This is a genomic window from [Clostridium] hylemonae DSM 15053, assembly GCF_008281175.1.
Lineage (GTDB): Bacteria > Bacillota > Clostridia > Lachnospirales > Lachnospiraceae > Extibacter > Extibacter hylemonae.
Genome location: NZ_CP036524.1, coordinates 3,293,121 through 3,309,925 on the forward strand (window position 1 = coordinate 3,293,121; position 16,805 = coordinate 3,309,925).

15 protein-coding genes are annotated in these 16,805 nt (G+C 52.0%); 1 reads left to right on the forward strand and 14 read right to left on the reverse strand.

From position 1 onward, the window contains the following. Nucleotides 1–155: 155 nt before the first annotated feature. The 11 genes from LAJLEIBI_RS15510 to LAJLEIBI_RS15560 are packed head-to-tail and all read right to left on the reverse strand — an operon-like array spanning nt 156 to nt 11,960. The gene (locus LAJLEIBI_RS15510; protein ID WP_006443082.1) at nt 156–923 is read right to left on the reverse strand and encodes an aspartate/glutamate racemase family protein; all 768 of its coding nucleotides are present in this window, start codon (nt 921–923) and stop codon (nt 156–158) included. Nucleotides 924–943: 20 nt separating this feature from the next. Then, nucleotides 944–2,011: a 2,5-dihydroxypyridine 5,6-dioxygenase NicX family protein gene (locus tag LAJLEIBI_RS15515; protein ID WP_006443083.1), complete on the reverse strand. Its 1,068-nt coding sequence runs from the start codon at nt 2,009–2,011 to the stop codon at nt 944–946. Between the two features lie 11 nt (nt 2,012–2,022). Then, nucleotides 2,023–2,838 (reverse strand): carbon-nitrogen hydrolase family protein, encoded by an 816-nt coding sequence (locus LAJLEIBI_RS15520; RefSeq protein WP_243132955.1) that lies wholly within the window; start codon nt 2,836–2,838, stop codon nt 2,023–2,025. Nucleotides 2,839–2,857: 19 nt separating this feature from the next. Then, nucleotides 2,858–4,267 (reverse strand): dipeptidase PepV, encoded by a 1,410-nt coding sequence (pepV, locus tag LAJLEIBI_RS15525; protein WP_006443085.1) that lies wholly within the window; start codon nt 4,265–4,267, stop codon nt 2,858–2,860. A gap of 21 nt (nt 4,268–4,288) precedes the next feature. Continuing rightward, nucleotides 4,289–5,335: a 2,5-dihydroxypyridine 5,6-dioxygenase NicX family protein gene (locus LAJLEIBI_RS15530; protein ID WP_006443086.1), complete on the reverse strand. Its 1,047-nt coding sequence runs from the start codon at nt 5,333–5,335 to the stop codon at nt 4,289–4,291. 4 nt (nt 5,336–5,339) lie between these two features. Continuing rightward, nucleotides 5,340–6,389: a 2,5-dihydroxypyridine 5,6-dioxygenase NicX family protein gene (locus tag LAJLEIBI_RS15535; RefSeq protein ID WP_006443087.1), complete on the reverse strand. Its 1,050-nt coding sequence runs from the start codon at nt 6,387–6,389 to the stop codon at nt 5,340–5,342. Further along, nucleotides 6,386–7,384, reverse strand: coding sequence for an ABC transporter ATP-binding protein (locus LAJLEIBI_RS15540; protein WP_006443088.1), 999 nt, complete (start codon nt 7,382–7,384; stop codon nt 6,386–6,388). Before LAJLEIBI_RS15540 ends, LAJLEIBI_RS15535 begins: the two co-directional genes overlap by 4 nt. Further along, nucleotides 7,384–8,370 carry an ABC transporter ATP-binding protein gene (locus LAJLEIBI_RS15545; protein WP_006443089.1) on the reverse strand — a complete coding sequence of 329 codons (987 nt, stop codon included), beginning with the start codon at nt 8,368–8,370 and terminating at the stop codon, nt 7,384–7,386. The genes LAJLEIBI_RS15540 and LAJLEIBI_RS15545 overlap by 1 nt, the downstream gene beginning before the upstream one ends. After that, a complete protein-coding gene (locus LAJLEIBI_RS15550; protein WP_006443090.1) occupies nt 8,371–9,234 on the reverse strand; it encodes an ABC transporter permease in 864 nt (287 codons plus the stop codon). 12 nt (nt 9,235–9,246) lie between these two features. Next, on the reverse strand, nt 9,247–10,269 hold the full coding sequence (locus LAJLEIBI_RS15555) for an ABC transporter permease (RefSeq protein ID WP_006443091.1): 1,023 nt from the start codon (nt 10,267–10,269) through the stop codon (nt 9,247–9,249). 35 nt (nt 10,270–10,304) lie between these two features. Then, entirely contained in the window at nt 10,305–11,960 is a 1,656-nt protein-coding gene (locus LAJLEIBI_RS15560; RefSeq protein ID WP_006443092.1) for an ABC transporter substrate-binding protein, read from the reverse strand. Nucleotides 11,961–12,151: 191 nt separating this feature from the next. On the opposite strand from LAJLEIBI_RS15560, the gene LAJLEIBI_RS15565 reads away from it, so the two are divergent. Then, entirely contained in the window at nt 12,152–13,060 is a 909-nt protein-coding gene (locus LAJLEIBI_RS15565) for a LysR family transcriptional regulator (protein WP_006443094.1), read from the forward strand. On the opposite strand, the gene LAJLEIBI_RS15570 is transcribed toward LAJLEIBI_RS15565, so the two are convergent. The 3 genes from LAJLEIBI_RS15570 to LAJLEIBI_RS15580 all read right to left on the reverse strand — a co-directional run bounded on the left by LAJLEIBI_RS15570 (nt 13,014) and on the right by LAJLEIBI_RS15580 (nt 16,715). After that, the gene (locus tag LAJLEIBI_RS15570) at nt 13,014–13,712 is read right to left on the reverse strand and encodes a flavodoxin family protein (protein ID WP_242654912.1); all 699 of its coding nucleotides are present in this window, start codon (nt 13,710–13,712) and stop codon (nt 13,014–13,016) included. The two genes, LAJLEIBI_RS15565 and LAJLEIBI_RS15570, sit on opposite strands and share 47 nt — an antisense overlap. Nucleotides 13,713–13,893: 181 nt before the next feature. Beyond that, nucleotides 13,894–15,657, reverse strand: a complete 1,764-nt coding sequence (dhaL, locus tag LAJLEIBI_RS15575) for a dihydroxyacetone kinase subunit DhaL (RefSeq protein ID WP_006443096.1) — start codon at nt 15,655–15,657, stop codon at nt 13,894–13,896. A gap of 14 nt (nt 15,658–15,671) precedes the next feature. Next, entirely contained in the window at nt 15,672–16,715 is a 1,044-nt protein-coding gene (locus LAJLEIBI_RS15580) for an NAD(P)-dependent alcohol dehydrogenase (protein WP_006443097.1), read from the reverse strand. Nucleotides 16,716–16,805 lie beyond the last annotated feature (90 nt).

Here is a 16,805-nt window from a genome sequence, read left to right on the forward strand (position 1 = left end):
ACCTTCCGTCAAATTTACCTGTTATCGTTATGTAAAATTTATTATGTTATATTATAATGGTTTAATATTTAATTAGCAACACGGGAATGACTGGGGACACCCTGAAACGAGATGGGGACGGAGGAAAATTAATTTTCCTCCGTCCCCATCTCGTTTCAGGGTGTCCCCAGCCCGTACGGTTCTATTTTCCACTCTTTCATCTCATCTTCCGGCGGTCTTTCATACAAGCCCCGTCTGCTGAAGCTCCAGCCTGCCTTTTCCTTCATCTCCAAAAGATATTCGGTATGCTTAAGACCCGCCACCATGGAATCGATCACCGGTACGTGGAATTCTTTCTGAAGCTCCTCATAGAATCCAAACTGCATACTGCACCCAAGGATGATCACTTCCGCGCGGTCTGTCTCGATCGCCGCCCGGATCTCCCGCTTCATCCGCCGGACCGTCTCTTCTTCATTCTCGTGGAACTCAAGCACTCCCATACCGAGGCTCCTGAAGGAGGCGAGCTTGCTTAAAAGGCCGTATCTGTGGACATTTTCTTTCATCTGGGGGATCCACTTATCCCGCCCCACTATGACCGAAAACTGGTTCCCCAGCACGGCCGCCAGATGCATACTCGCTTCGCCGGGCGCCGTGACGACTATGTTCCGGCTGATCTCCCGCGCCGGGTATAAAAAGGGATCGTCAAAGCAGCTGATGATCACCGCGTCAAACCCATCCTTTTCTGCCCTCAGCACTTCTTTTAAGATGCCGTTTCCCGCAATGGCCTGATAATACTGATATTCCAAATGCTTCGGCCCTGTATCCAGGCTTCTCACCTCAAGCTCCGTATTGTTATCCTTATATTGGCACAGATAAGATCGGATCGTTGGATTTAGATCACTGTATGCAACTGCTTTTAAAAATAAGATTCGTTTTTTTCCCATATACGCTCCCTGCCTGTATGTTAATATCTCGCGACTCCCAGTTCCGCACAGATCTTCCTGGCAGTCTCATCGACAAACACACCATCTTCTTCCAGTTTTTCACCGTCCAGTATGATCGTCGGACGCAGTACCGTTCCATCGGAATGTGAGGCAGCGCTCCAGTGGGCGCCGCCGATCTTGACGCCCTGACTGCCGATCCCAAATTCCATACAGCCGAACACCCGCTCGTCCTCCACGATACGCCCGGTCACTTTTCTCACTCCCGGATTGAATCCCTGTGAGTAATGTGCAAGGCGCAGCATATTCGGATCGTCAAAAGAGTACAGCCAGTTCTTATATATTTCCGCCTCTGCTCCTCCCGTCACATCCACAACACGTCCTTCTTTGAAATCAATGCAGATCTTATCTCTCAGAACACCGAGTGTATCCGGCGGGAATACAGCCCCGTCAAATACGAGCCTTCCTTCTATCGATTCCTCTACCGGACACCAGCTTGTCTGGCCGGTGAGCATGACCGGATATCCTTTTTCCGACGCTTTGATCCCCGAATGGCGGACCTTGCGCCCTCCCATGCTGCCGCGAAGGTCCATCCCTTCCTTTGACAGCAGATGAATATCCTGCGCCTTTTCCAGGCGGTATTTGAAATACTCACCCAGCTCGATCACCTTATCAATATTCACTTTTCCGATACAATTTACTAACATTTCCGTATCAAGACCGGTGGCGCAGATATACCGCGCACCGTTTTCATCCACTGCCCTGCGGTAAGCAGGTCCGTGCATGATGGAGGCATAAGTCAGCTCGATCCACACATCCGCGGCTGCGATCGCATCGGCGACCGGCTGCGGGGGGTCCGCGTAAAATCCCTCTGCCGTTGGATAATAGATGACCGTCGGGACAGTCTCTATCGTGTAAGCCGCCTCTGTCAACGCATGAACGACCCGCTCGTCAATGCACGTATCATATGTGATCACAAGATTTTCTCCCGGCTTACAGAGCATGATATCCCGCACGAGCTTCATCGCCGCTCTGGCAAGTTCCATTCTCCGGTATTCACCGCGCATTTCAACTCCAAGATTCCATTCCATATTGTATCCTCCTACTTCTTATAATGTTCCAGATTGTCATCCGCATATTGATATGTTTCATATTTTTTGTATATATGGGGAAGCTTTAAACTGTCCCACTCAAGCCTTGCCCTGGCGTCTTTGATCTCCTGCTTTGAAAGTATCACTTCCACATAGCCTTCCCTGTCATCTTCAAGACTGCATAACAAGTTTCCTTCCGGCCCCATCACAGACGTTCCGCCGCAGTACCTTACATCCCCGGAAGCACGGTTGAGCGCTGCGGTGTAGATCTGATTTTCAGCCGCCCTCATCCGCGCGCAGAGATGAAATAAATCTTTCCAGCCGTCCGCCCAGGCGCTCGGATACACGAGCACATCCGCCCCCATATTGGAAAGCGGCGTGGAAATCTCAAAAAAGCGCATATCCGCACATATGAGCATTCCGATCTGAAAGCCTCTGTAGGGAACCAGGACCAATTCGTCCCCGTGTGTAAAAAATTCGCGCTCCTTATCCCACAGATGTATCTTTTTGTACTCGCCCAAAAGCGTTCCATATTCATCCCACATACATGCGGCGTCATAATACGCGTCTCCTTCTTTTACACAGACGCCCGCCAGTATCGCGGTATTGCACTCTTTTGCCAGGGCGGAATAAAACTCCTTTTCCTCTCCGGACCCTTCTGCCCTGTGAAAATCATACCCGCTGATGCTAAGCTCCGGAAAGCACAGCAGATCAACCTCTCTTTTTGCATAAGTCAAGGCAAGCTCTCTCACATGCGCGCAGTTTTTCTCTATCTCACCTTCTGTGACCGCAAGCTGCACGAGTCCCATCTTCAGCAATATGCCCACTCCTTTCCATCTCTTTTCGTCAGGAAATATTCAGCAGCACATAGAGCGCCTGCGCGTAGATCTTTGCGGACAATATAAGATCCTCCACGCTGATGTATTCATCCGGCTCATGTGCCAGTTCCCTCTGCCCCGGAAAAACAGGACCGTAAGCGGCAAAATTTTCCGCCGCCCTGCAATAGGTGCCCCCGCCGATCACGACAGGCTCTTCCTCCCTCCCGGTACTTTCCCGGTACACATGCAGCAATGTCTGTATGAGGGGCGCTTTCACAGGCATATAAATGTGCTTCTTGTCCTGGTAAATATCAAGTTCCACCTTCTGCTGCCCACACGCCACCTTTAACGTTTTCAGGATTACTTCCTCAGAAGCATGGATTGGATAACGGATCTCCACTGTCGCCTTGCCGGAACCTTCTCCCAGCTCCAGTACGCCAAGAGAGAGTGTCAGGATCCCGGATAGCTTATCCTCGCACGCGATCCCGAGGCGTTCCCCCCGGTAACCGTCTCCGAATAACTCTTCGATCTTTCCGGCAAACCGGGCGCCGCCCCCTTCCTCTAACGGCAGCCTGTGCAGGAACTCTAAAAGCGTCTGGATCGCGTTTTCACCATTCCACGGCTGCGAGGAGTGGCCGCCCAGTCCTTTTGCCTCTATTTTCCAGCCCGTGTCCTGCTTAGAAATAGAGATATTGTCCTTTTTGGCAAAACCGTCCCTTGCCTCCTGTAACATGTGCTCCGCGTCTTCTGTCCCGTCAACGGCCGCGTATGCATATCCCGGAACTACGTTCACCTTTGTCCCGCCCCGGATCTCCTTCAGGTACATGCCGCCGGCGTGTTTTGTCTCCTCCCATGTGTCCGATACATAAAACCGGAGGATCCCCTTTTCCGCATGGATGACCGGGAACTCCCCGTCCGGAGAGAAACCTCCCCAGGGCGCTTCTTCTTTTTTCAGATAGTATTTCAGCCCCCGCATAAAACCGCTTTCTTCGTCTGTCCCGATGATGTGGCACACGTGGTTCTTCACCGGAAGCCCGCTCTCTTTTACTGCTTTCATCGCAAAAAGAGCTGCCGCCATCGGCCCTTTATCGTCCAGCGAACCTCTTCCGTACAATCTGCCGTTGTCAAGGGTGCCCTCGAAAGGACGGTACGTCCATCCGTCTCCCGGAGGCACTACGTCAATATGGGTCAGAATGCCGATCTGCTTCCCTTTCTGCCCCCACTTGACCGTGCCCGCATACCCTTCATGATTTCTGGTCTCAAAGCCAAGCTCTTCTGCCACAGACAGCACTTCCTCAAGGGCCGCTTCAATGGGCTCTCCAAACGGCGCCCCTTCTCTGCCCTCTTCATAAAGGCTAGGATGTGCGATGAGCCTCTGTGTCGTTTTAATAATCTCTTCTTTGTACTGCTCGATCAGGTCATTTAATATGTGATCCACCGTATCCCCTCTTTCTCCTCTTTATCTGCCCAATCTGGCCGCATACTCTTTTAAGTCTTCATCAACGATCTTTCCGTCCTTCGTAATGGCCGTCCCATCCAGGTAAATGGACACGCTCAGACAGGTGGCATCGATGTGGGACGGCGCCGGGACCCCGTCCGGCGGCACGAGGAAACTTCCAATCGCCCCAAAGCCCCACTGGGAACCGCCGAAGATCCGCTCATCCTCTCCGAGCTGTCCCGTTAATTTTGCGTTCGGATGAAATCCGACGCAGACATGGGCGGGCCGGAGCATCTGCGGATGCTGGAAGTCTCTCATATATTTCTCCCACTGTCTGGCCGAGGAGCCGCCTTCCACATGGTCGATGACGCCATCCTTCATATATATCTTCACCGGCTCCTTCAGCACCCCGAACTGCGGCACGAGTGAACCGTCAATGGCAATGACGCCGTTCACCGTATCCAGATCCGGCGTCCATGAGATCATGCCCGCCAGCATATGTGTCCCCGGTTCATCCGCATATCCGTCCCGTGCGTTGATCGGGTGATCCGGGTGGTTGTCAAATGAGATATCCTCACCGGCCGTACTTGTGAGGCGTACATGCTTTGCCGCGCGTATCTTATCCCGCACTGCATGCAGAAGATCCCGGAGCGCCCCGTGGTCTGTATTGGCAAACAGGCGGATAAATACATCCACATACATTCCCGGAAGACACAAGAACCGCAGTTTTTTATTCGTGTGCGCCACTTCCTCATACGTGCTGGAATACAGAAAATACATGGCATTGTACTCGATCCAGCAGTCTGCTTCCAGAAGCGCTGCTTTTATCGCCGCAGACGGCAGAAAACCGTCCACCTGCTTTCCTGGTCCCGGCGGTGTCGCCGTCCAGATCACCATCGGTTTGGCCCCGGCCGCATACACGGCCCGCGCGGTGGCATTTACTACACGCTCATCGCTCTTTGTATCTGCGGTGATCACAAAGCTTTCGCCGGGCTTTACTTTAAAAAGCTCCTTCACGATAACTTCCGCAGCCTTTCCTATCTCAAATTCATATAAAAAGTCACTCACTTTATCACACCTTTCCTTGCGTACATGTCAGTCTGCCTGCCAGTTCCTTCAGTTCCTCATCTATGAGCGTCCCGTGAAGCCAGAGCGGTTTTTCGTCCAGATAGATGTCTGTATTTAAGGAGACCGCGTCGGAATGGGACGGCGCGTACACGCCCTCCGGCGGCAGCATACCGGCCCCGATGCTTCCAAATCCCCACGTCGTAGATCCCCATACCCGCTGGTCCAGCAGAATATCTCCGATCACGCCCGCGCCAGGGTGGAAGCCTATGCCGGCATGTGACACCCGAAGCATCTGGGGATGTGCAAATCCTTTCAGCCACGCCTCATACTTTTTCGCCTCTTCTCCACCGTCGATCGACTGGATACAGCCGTGCTCCACACGGATCTTTACCGGCGTCGTGATGATGCCGATGTCCGGCGCTACGGAACCGTCAAGACAGATGACACCGTTCACACTCTCTATATCCGGCGTCCATCCGATCTGCCCCATGAAAAGATGCGTCCCCGGAACACTGGCATCTCCCAGCTTGCACGATATGGGCCTTTCCTGTACATTTTCAAAGGAAAGGACATCCCCCATCTGAGATACCATGCGCACCTGCTTTGCGCCCGCGATCTTATCCCGCAGTATGACGGTAAACCGGCGCATGGCAGGATAATTTACATTTCCGACACAGCGGATGAGCGTATCCGCCGTCGTGCCGGTCAGACACATGTGCCGGAGGCTCGGGTTTGCCTTTTTTGCTCTGTAAAATGGCGTGGAATATAAGAGCCATTTCACATTCAGCTCGATCCAGATGTCCGCATGGGCGAGCAGCCCGCTTAAGCCCTCTACCTGAATGTCCTTATCCGCAGCGAGACTTACCCCCGACGGCGTGGGGATCAGGGCGATGAGCGGCTTTGCCCCCGCCATGGCTGCGGCCCGTCCAACTGTCTCGATGACAGACATGTCGGACGCCGTATCCCCGGTGATCGCGACGATCTCACCTTTTTGCGTCTTGAGCAGGTCATTTATCAGCACTTCGGCTGCAAATTGTAATTCACGTCCTATCACTCTTCCTGCGCCTCCTTTTGTTCCTCCAAACCGTGTTTTGCAAACTTATGACAGCAGACAAAATGCTCCGGTCCGATCTCCGTCATTGTCGGAGCCTCTACCTTACAGATATCCATACAGTCGCGGCATCTTGTGTGGAACGTACACCCGCTGGGCGCGTTTACCGGAGAGGGGATCTCCCCCTGTGAAGTGATCTGCTCCGGCTTCATTGCCTCCTCTTCTTCCGTTGCGACCGGAATGGAAGACAAAAGCATCTGTGTGTAAGGATGCAGCGGCGCGTCAAAAAATTCTTTCGTCGGAGCCAGTTCACAGAGCCTGCCGAGATACAGGATAGCCACCCGGGTCGCCACGTTGCGCATCAGGCTCAGGTCATGAGTGATGAACAGATACGACAGCTCAAGTTCCTTCTGCAGTTCGATCAGTGTATTGATAACCTTTGCCTGTACCGATACATCGAGGGCAGACGTCGGTTCATCCAGAATGATCAGTTCCGGGTTCGTGGCCAGCGCTCTCGCCACGGACACAAGCTGTCTCTCTCCGCCGCCGATGTTGCGGGGCATCTTATTTTTATATTCCTTCGGGAGCCCTACCTCCTCCAGGAGACTTTCGATCCGCGCCTGTTTCTTTTCTTTTGACATCTTGTCATGGATGTCAAGCGGGACCTGCATGCTCTTTTCAATTGTCCGGCGCGCATTCAGCGAAGAACCCGGGTCCTGGAATACGATCTGTATTTCCCCTTTCTGCCGCAGCGTACGCTTGTATCCTTTTTTTACAAGGTCCGTGCCTTTATAACACACTTCTCCATCTGTAGCTCCATACATTCCGACTACTGTATAAGCAATCGTACTTTTTCCGCATCCCGACTCACCGACCAGCCCCAGCGTCTCTCCTTTATACAGATCCATGCTGACGCCGTCCACAGCCTTTACCGTCTGTCCGTTCCCCAAAGGAAAATACTTTTTCAAATCTTTGATCTCCAAAATTTTCTCCGGCATTATTTTCCCTCCTCTGCTTGAAAGCAAGCCACCCAATGCTCTGCGCTGATCTCATGCCTTACAGGTTTCTCATTTCTGCACTTTTCATCAGCGTACGGGCAGCGGGGAGCAAAGCGGCAGCCCTTCGGCGGATTACTGTAATCCGGTATCCGCCCGGGGATTCCTTTCGCAATGCCGCTGCCGGTCAGTTTCGGAAGACAGTCCATCAATGCCTGTGTATATGGATGCTGCGGGTTTTCAAATACCTGCTTCGTCTCCCCGCCCTCCACGATCGTGCCTGCGTACATGATATTGACCGACGTCGTCACCTGCCTGATCACGCCGAGGGAATGGGTCACCATTACAACCGACAGTTCGCCTGACTCTACAAGGCTCTTGATCAGTCTCAGGATCTGGTCCTGTATCGTCACGTCCAGAGCCGTCCCCGGCTCATCTGCCAGAAGCAGCTGCCTCTGCGCCGCCATCGTCATGGCAATGCACACTCTCTGGCGCATACCGCCGGACAGCTGAAACGGATAGCTGTTCAGTATCCGGTCCGGGTCTGCCAGCGACACTGTCTCCAGCGATTTTGCCGCTTTTTCAAGAAGCTCTGTTTTTGTGAGTTTTTTATCTTTGTGCGCATACTTCAATGCTTCCAGAAACTGATTTTTAATAGAGATCACCGGGTTCAGGGCGCTTGACGGATCCTGGAAGATCATCCCCGCCCCCTTCTGCCTGTATTCCTGCAGTCTGGCCTTTGGCATTTCCAGTATATTTTCCCCTTCATAAAGGATCTCTCCGCTTTCGATCGTTCCGTTGGAAGGAAGCACATTTAAAATCGTCCGTAACGTTGTTGTCTTACCGCAGCCGGATTCCCCGACAATGCCGACACTTTTTCCCTTTTCTACGTCAAATGACACACCTTCCAGTACGTGGGTCTTTACATTTGCAACAGTGTAGGATACGGACAAATCCCTGACTTCCAGTACGTTCGTCTTTTCTTCCATCTATTTGCCCTCCACGTTAAAGATATTTCCGACACCGTCTCCCAGAAGGTTAAATCCGAGCACGATAACAATGATCGCCACTGCCGGAAATACTGCAAGCCACCACATATCCGGAAGAAATTTGACGCCGTCGTTGATCATATTTCCAAGTGCCGGTGTAGGCGGCTGTTCTCCGAGGCCTACAAAGCTCAGTGTCGCCCCCATACATATGACGTATCCCATATCGAGCGTCATCTTTGTCAGAATCTGGTCAAAGGTATTTGGCAGGAACTCCTTCAATACAATATGGCTTAACTTTGCTCCTGTCAGTTCTGCGTATACAATATAATTTTCCGTCCTGAGGGAGGAAGCCACTCCAAAGGACAGCCTTGCATACCAGGGCCACCACATGATCGTGATCGCCACCATGGAATTCTTGAGGTTCGGTTCCAGGATCGCGGCGATCGCAAGTGCAAGCACGAGAGCCGGCACCGACAGAAAGATATCTACGATCCGCATCAGTATGGTCTCTATCCACGTATCTTTAAAGTATCCGGCCAGGACACCTACGACAAACCCTACCGGTACCGCGATCGCCAGCACGAGAACTCCCATCAGAAGGCTGCTCCTTAAGCTGATGAGCAGTCTGGAAAAGACATCCCGTCCCATTGTGTCCGTCCCCATAAGATGCTGCGCGCTCGGCGGCTGTGAGCTTTCTTCAAACTTCACTACCGGCCCCGCATCCTCGGGATACGGCGCGATCACTGGTGCAAAGATCGCAAGAAGTACAATGAGCAGCACGATCGCCAGCCCTAATACAGATACTTTACCAGCCGCAAACTTATACCAGTTTTGAATCCATGTTTCTTTACGTTCTGCTTTCATTTACACCACCTCCTATCTTGTCCGCTTCTGCCGCATTCTCGGGTCCAGAATCATCGCCACGATATCTACCGCTATACTGGTCAGCGCAAACGCAAGACCGATGATCAAAACGACGGCACAGACTGCATTTGTATCTTTATTTAATATCGCTGTCATTCCGTAACTGGACAGTCCCGGCCAGTTAAAGATCCGTTCTACGAGAAATGCATTTCCGAACATGGCCGCTATATCCATTCCTATCACGGTGATGGTAGGTATCACGGACGGCTTCAGCAGGAATCTTCTGTTTACCACCGACTGCGGAACCCCCTGGGACGTCACCATAGTGATATAGTCCTTGTCCGCATTCTGCAGCATACTGGACCTTGTGATCCTGGCCTCCTGCATTGTCTTGCCAAGAGCAAGCGCAAGCGCCGGAAAAAGCAGGTGCAGAAATGCGTCCCAGGCCGCCGCCGGCTTTCCACCGAGCAGCGCGTCCAGCACATACAGGCCTGTAATGTCCGGTATCGTGAAGGAGGGGCTTAAGCGCCCCCCTATCGTCGGCATAACAGGTATCCAGTATCCGAATATGAGCACGAACATGACGGCAAACACAAAGGTCGGTGTCGCTACAAATATATATCCCGAGAATCTGCACACATAATCCTGCCATTTATTCTTATGCTGGGCACTTGTGACTCCGAGGTACAGCGCCACCAGGATCGACGGGAACCCGGCCCACAAGACAAGTTCAATGGTTGCCGGCGCAAAGTCTTTGATATCCTGAATGACCGCTCTCTTTGTGACCGCCGATGTGCCAAAGTCCCCGCGCAGCGCTCCGGTCAGCCAGTATCCGTACTGGGCAGGCAGAGACTCATTCAGGTGGTTGACTTCTCTGTAATTCTCCAGCACGTCCTCGGATACATTTGCCCCCAGTGCAAGCCGCGCCGGGTCGCCCGGCACGATCCGCATGAGAACAAATATAATGATCGTCAGTCCAAGTAATACAACGAGCGAACTAAGTAACCGTTTTAATATACTCTTCAGGAGTGACATGATCTTATCCTCCTCTCTTTTCCCGTTATGCGTCTTTACTTTTTGTCCGGATATACCTTGATATTCGGCATATAGTTGATATATCCCATAACCGGAACAAGGTTTGCGGGGTCTGCGGCATCATAGTCTACATAATCTGAACGGTAGGCAAAGCGAAGCGTAACTTCCGCGATCGGTATCATGACGCATTTATCGGCGAGATAATCCTGTATCCCCTCGTATTTTGCGACACGCTCTTCCTGGTCGACCGTTGTCATCGCGTCGTCGATCATGCCGTCCAGCGTCGCATCCTCGATCCAGCAGCAGTTCTTCCATGTCCCTGAAGTCTTGGAGTGGAGCGCGGACTCAAAGACTGAGCCTGCCTCCGGGTAGTCCGCAGAAAACCATGTAGTCGTCACGTTAGGCGTCGACTCGGGTGAAGAGGAATTCTCTACGACACTTGACCACGGAGTTTTTACTACTTTGACATTCACGCCGATCTGCTGTGCCGCTGACTGGATCAAAAGAGCCAGCTTCTCACGGTCCGGAGTCTCTGCCACCCAGCACACTTCGATCGGATAATCCTGAATATTGTCTGCATATTTAGACTTCTGGATCTCTTCCTTTGCCTTCTCAATATTAAAGCTGTATTCACTCATCTTCTTAAATCCAAGTACGTTTTTGGAAATAATACTTTCTGCTTTGACGGAATTCGGATATACATCCTTGCAGACAGCGTCGTAATCCAGCATATATGCCAGTGCTTTCCTTACATGTTCATCATCTGTCGGCGCTTTCTGGTTGTTCAGCAGCAGATAGATGATATCTCCCTGGGTATTTTCCATGATGCTGATGCCATCTACCTTGCCAAGCGCATCAATTGTCTCAGAAGTCTGATATTCATCAGAGAGCTCCAGCTCTTTCCTCTCCAACATCGTCTTGACTGTAACGGCCTCATTGGAACCGATGGCCTTGAACTCCTCCGGCGTATTCTCATCCAGGCCTGCCCAGTAATCTGTGTTTTTCTCACAGAGCACGTGGGAATTTGCCGCGTATTTCTTTACCTTGTACGGTCCGCTTCCCGCGTCATTTTCAAGGAGAAATGCTTTTCCATAATCGCCCTTGTCCCCGTAATCGCCCTTTGCGTAGTTCTCTTCTACGAGCTTGCTGTCCAGTATGTAAAGCCTTACGAGCGTCGCCAGAAGTGTTCCGGTAGGTTTATTACAGACAAACTGTACCGTCGTATCGTCGAGCGCCTTTGCCTCCTCAACAACAGAGCTGAACAGGTAGCCAAACCCTTCGCCCATATCCAGGTTTCTCTGCATCGAGTAGACAACGTCGGCTGCTGTCAGCGGGTTGCCGCTGTGGAACTTCACATCGTCGCGCAGCTTAAACGTCCATGTTTTCCCGTCCTCGGACGTCTCCCATTCTGTGGCGATCCACGGCGCCGTACTCCCGTCCTTTTGAGGCTGCACAAGCGGATCGTAAAGATTGATGAGCACCGTTGCAGCGCCAAGGTCCGAACCGACGCCCGGGTCGATCTGCGGCGTGGATGTCAGCGTATATCTGACAATATTGTCGCCGTCATTCGCTGTATCCCCGACCGATGGCGTATCCCCGGACTTTTCCTCGTCAGACGACGCTTTACCGCATCCGGCAAACAGGGCTGCTGCCATAACAACACACAGTAAACTAGAAATCATTTTCTTCATACATTACCCTCCTTTATGGATTTTGATTGAACTATCAGAAATAATGACCGTTTTTTCTTTTTATTTGAAAATAAATGGTATTTTTTCTGATTCTATTGATTTACTATTGATTATATCAGCCTTTTTGCTTATAATAAAATTCTAATTTATAATTTATCTATTACTACAAATAATAGTCAGGGGGCTTCCGTATGTTAGATACAAGACTGGTCACATTTTTAACGCTCTGCCAGACAAAAAGCTTTACAAAAACGGCAGAGAAATTACATATCACACAGCCTGCCGTCTCTCATCACATCAAGTATCTGGAAGGGTATTATCACACGAAGCTTTACACCTACACGAACCGCAGGTTTGTCCTGACTCCCACCGGGCGGACCCTGTACCAGTTCGTCAATTCCGTTCATTCGGATTCCGAACGTATCAGAGAACATCTCTCCTTGTTGACTTCCCCCACAAAGGAGCTGCGGCTTGGCGCGGAGCAGTCTGCGGGGGAGTCTTTTCTTCCTTATTTGATCATTGCGTTTATGGGGAAATATCCAGATTATAAGATTCGGGTCGTGACCGACAATTATGATGCGCTCTCAAGAATGTTAAATGAAGGAGAGCTTGACTTTTTTTTGATGGATGGAATCGTATCCAAATCAGAACATGACTATTACGAACTGTGCAGCAGCAGCACGATCTGCGCCTGCTCGCCGGATCATCCGCTTGCGGAAAAAACGGTCTCTATCCAGGAGCTCTATAACAGCACGCTCATACTCGGTGTCGATAAAACGCCGTCGAGGAACCGGCTGGAACAGATCTTCCGGGACAACAATATTTCCTCCATACACTTTGCGCACCGCATAGAGATCAGCAACAGCCTTACTACGGTAAAGCAGCTGCTGATCCAGAATATCGGCATATCCTTTCTGTATAAAAGCGCTGTGGCGAGGGAATTAAAAGAAGGTTCTATCCGGCAGATTTATATAAGAGATTATTATGAATATCATTCCTATAACCTGATCTCTATACATAACAGTTATTTTTATCCCGAACAGACAGATTTTATTAAATTCTGCCAGGACTTTCTGAAGCAGTGGGATTCTGACATATAGCTTTTTGAGCGATCTTTTTTCCGAGTTCGGCAGCTCTCTGGCAGTCCTTCGGAAACTGCTCCTTCTTCACCTTGAGCTTCTCTTCCTGGGAAAACCGCTCTGCCTTATATAATGCGTAATCGTCAAACTGGCACGTGTCAAAGCAATGGAAGATCTCGGGCTTTGAAAAGACAATGCCTGTATATTCCTCCATCGCAGAAAGCTTGATCGGATAATTCATCTGTTTCATCTTTTCCTCGGTCGCATTCATCGTGTAGAAGAACGCCGCCGGGAAACGCTTCGGCGCAATCGATGTGTACTCCTTGCCATAGACGAGATACGGGTACAGAAGACGCTCCAGAAATGCCCGCAGCTGCCCGGGAATGCCGTGGAAAAAGACAGGACTGCCGATCAGAAGCCCGTCCCCCTCGGAAATATTCTCCAGAAGCCTGGAAATGGAATCCCGTTTTGCACATTTCCCATAAGATCTCCCATTGACACGTTTACAGCCGTAGCAGCTGACACAGCCGCTATACGAATGGTCATAGACATGGATCCAGTTGATCTGCGCGTCAGGAAGGACACTTTTGATCCCCTCGACTGCACATTCCAGGATCTTTGCTGTGTTATGGTTCTTTCTCGGACTTCCGTTCAGTACATAAAATTTCATCATAACCCTCTCCTTCCTGCTCTCCGCCCGGAGCAGCAGCTCCATTGATTTCCGTTTTGCTTCATTTTAACATTCGCGCTCCGGTTAATCAACGAATTGGGGGAATTGGGGACGGGGAATTTTTAAAAATTCCCCGTCCCCAATTCGTTTTCCCCTGTCCCCATCTCGTTTCAGGGTGTCCCCTTTATCCTTCTACGTACTCTCTCATCCCCTGGAGGATGAGCCATACGGAGGTTGCCCCCGCGTCCTGGTATCCGACCGCCCGTTCCATGAGTGACTTTGCACGTCCGAACTTTGCCACATATTTCTTCGTGTCCTCTACCCCTTGGGCTGCGGCGGCTTCCGCGGCCTTCAGCATGGGGAGCAGGCCTTGCCCGCAGCTTGCTTTCATTGCGTCTGCCGCCGGGGAGAGGGCGTCTACCATCGTCTTGTCCCCCACCTCGGCCTTGCCTCTTTCCTGGATGGCGCGCAGGCTTTTCTCTTCCATCCGGGCCAGATCTTCTGCCGTTATGACCGGTTTGGGCTCCATGCCTTTTGCGCCTGCCAGGTAAAGGCTCCCGAAGATGACGCCGGAGGCGCCCCCCATGGACATGAGCATGGCCTTGCCGGCCGCCTCGAAGACTGCATACACATTCTTCTCGCCGGTCATTTTTTCCAGCGCTTCTTTTGCCTTTTTCATCCCGCCGGCCATGCCGATGCCGTGGTCCCCGTCGCCGATGGCGCTGTCTATTTCCGTCAGATACGGCTTCTTCTCAATGATCTTATCTGCAATGTACACAAGCATTCTTCTGGCGTCTTCCGCGCTCAGTTCTTCCAGCGCGCCCTTACGCTCTCTTTCCGGCTCTGCGGCGGCGGGTGCGTCCTTACCGGGATCCTTCCGAGTTTCGTCCCCTTGCTCTGCTTCTTCTGTGCATCTGTCTTCTTCCCCTGCCGCGCACGCACGCTCTGTCAGTTCCCCTTTTGCGTAATACGGGCACCAGCAGGGGCTGTCGTAGTAGCCTTTCAGCTCCTCGTCCAGCTGGAAAAAGGTGACGGAAAAGCCTCCCATCTCCTGGCTTGTGCAGTAGTTGTTCAGGTCTGCATCATACACTCTGATCCCGTCCTGATCGAGCAGTTTTTTGATCTTGCGGTAGACGATGGCAAGCTCTGTGATCGTCGTGGAACCAAGCCCGTTCACGAGCACACACACTTCATCCCCTTCCCGCAGATCTGTGTCGTCCTTTATCTGGGCGTACATCTTTTCCGCCAGCACATCGGCGGGCTGCCACGCGGTCCGCAGCACGCCCCGCTCTCCGTGCAGGCCCATGCCGTACTCTATCTCGTCTTCCCCCAGCTCAAAGATAGGCTTATCCACCCCGGGAAGCTGCGCCGGAGCCGTGGCGACCCCCACTGTCCTCGTATGATCCCGTGCTTTCTCCGTAACACGCACCACTTCTTCAAGACTCAGCCCGGCGTCACACGCCGCGCCCGCGGTCTTCACCACAAATACGTCGCCCGCGATTCCTCTCCGGTCTTCCATGCGCTCTTTCGGCGCGCTGGCCACGTCGTCCCGGACACGGACATGGGCCGTCCGGATGCCGTCGTCTCTTAGAAACTCTTCACCCATATCAAAGTTTAAGTTATCCCCCGCGTAACAGCCATATACGAAAAGCACTCCTTTGCCGCTGTCAACCGCTTTTGCGGCCTCGTATATCGTGTTGGGGTCCGGCGAGGCAAAGATATTGCCGCAGGCAGCCGCGTCCGCAAGCCCCTTCCCGACAAATCCTCCGAACATCGGCTCGTGTCCGCTTCCGCCGCCGATCACAAGGGCCACCTTATCTTCCCGTTTCTGTCTGGACAGTATGGCGTTCACCTCGGGATGCTTCCGGAAATATCTGCTGTAGGCGCCGGTAAATCCTTCCATCATCTCCGAAACGACATTGTCCGCGTCATTGATTATTTTCCTCATGCTTTTCCCCCATTCTAGTATTTCACTACAGCCTTTATGACATCTGACTTATTGTCCACATTATAGGCAACTCCCTCGATCACATCCTTGAACTCGAAAATGTGGGAGACAATGGATTTCAGAGGGATCGTACCCTCGCTCACCGCCTTTATCGCTGCCGGGTACAGATTCCGGTAGCGGAATATCGTCTTCAGGTCCCCCTCCTTCGCACTCAGACTTCCGATGTCTACGACGATCTCAGGTTCCGCGCACATGCCGACAAGCACGACCCGCCCTCCGTTTTTGATCAGCTTCGCGGACTGGCGTGTCGTAAACTCCGCGCCGGCCGTCTCAAAGACGAGGTCAACTCCCCCTCCCGGGAGCGTCCTGACAAATTCCTCGATATTGACATCCTTTGCGTTAAACGCCTCCTTCGCACCGACTTCCTTTGCTTTTTCCAGACGCTTGCCGATCATGTCGACCGCATAGATTTCTTCGATCCCTCTCGCCTTGAGCACCATGATCGTCACGAGGCCGATGCAGCCGCAGCCAAGCACGACGGCGCTCTGCCCGATCTCAGCCTCCGCCACCTTTGCAGCGTGGAATCCAACCGCCAGCGGTTCAATGAGCGCCCCTTCCATCGTGTCTACATTGTCCGGCAGCTTAAAGCACATATTGGCCGGGTGCACACAGTATTCAGAAAATACTCCGTCCCGCTCGTTCGGAATGGCCATAAAGGACATATCCGGGCAGAGGTTATAAAGCCCTTTCCTGCACATGTCGCACGTACCGCACGGAACTCCCGGTTCAATGGCGATCCGGTCACCCTTTTTAAATCCGGTCACCTCCGGGCCGACTTCTTCTACGACTCCTCCCGGTTCGTGTCCCAGCACAAGCGGGCCGTCCGGCACCCAGTTTCCAAGTCTTCCGGCTTCATAAAAATGCAGGTCAGAACCGCACACGCCCACATACTCCAGCTTCACGAGCAGTTCCCCTTTTCCCGGCTTTGGAATGTCTTTTTCTGTCCATTCCATCTGTCTTGCCCCTGTCATCACCGCAACTTTCATTTTACCTTCCATATATATACCTCTTTTCCGTCATTTTTTGTCTGCTGGACCGCTATGATCCAATAAATATGATATTTTTTTAACAATACCTTATTTTTTATG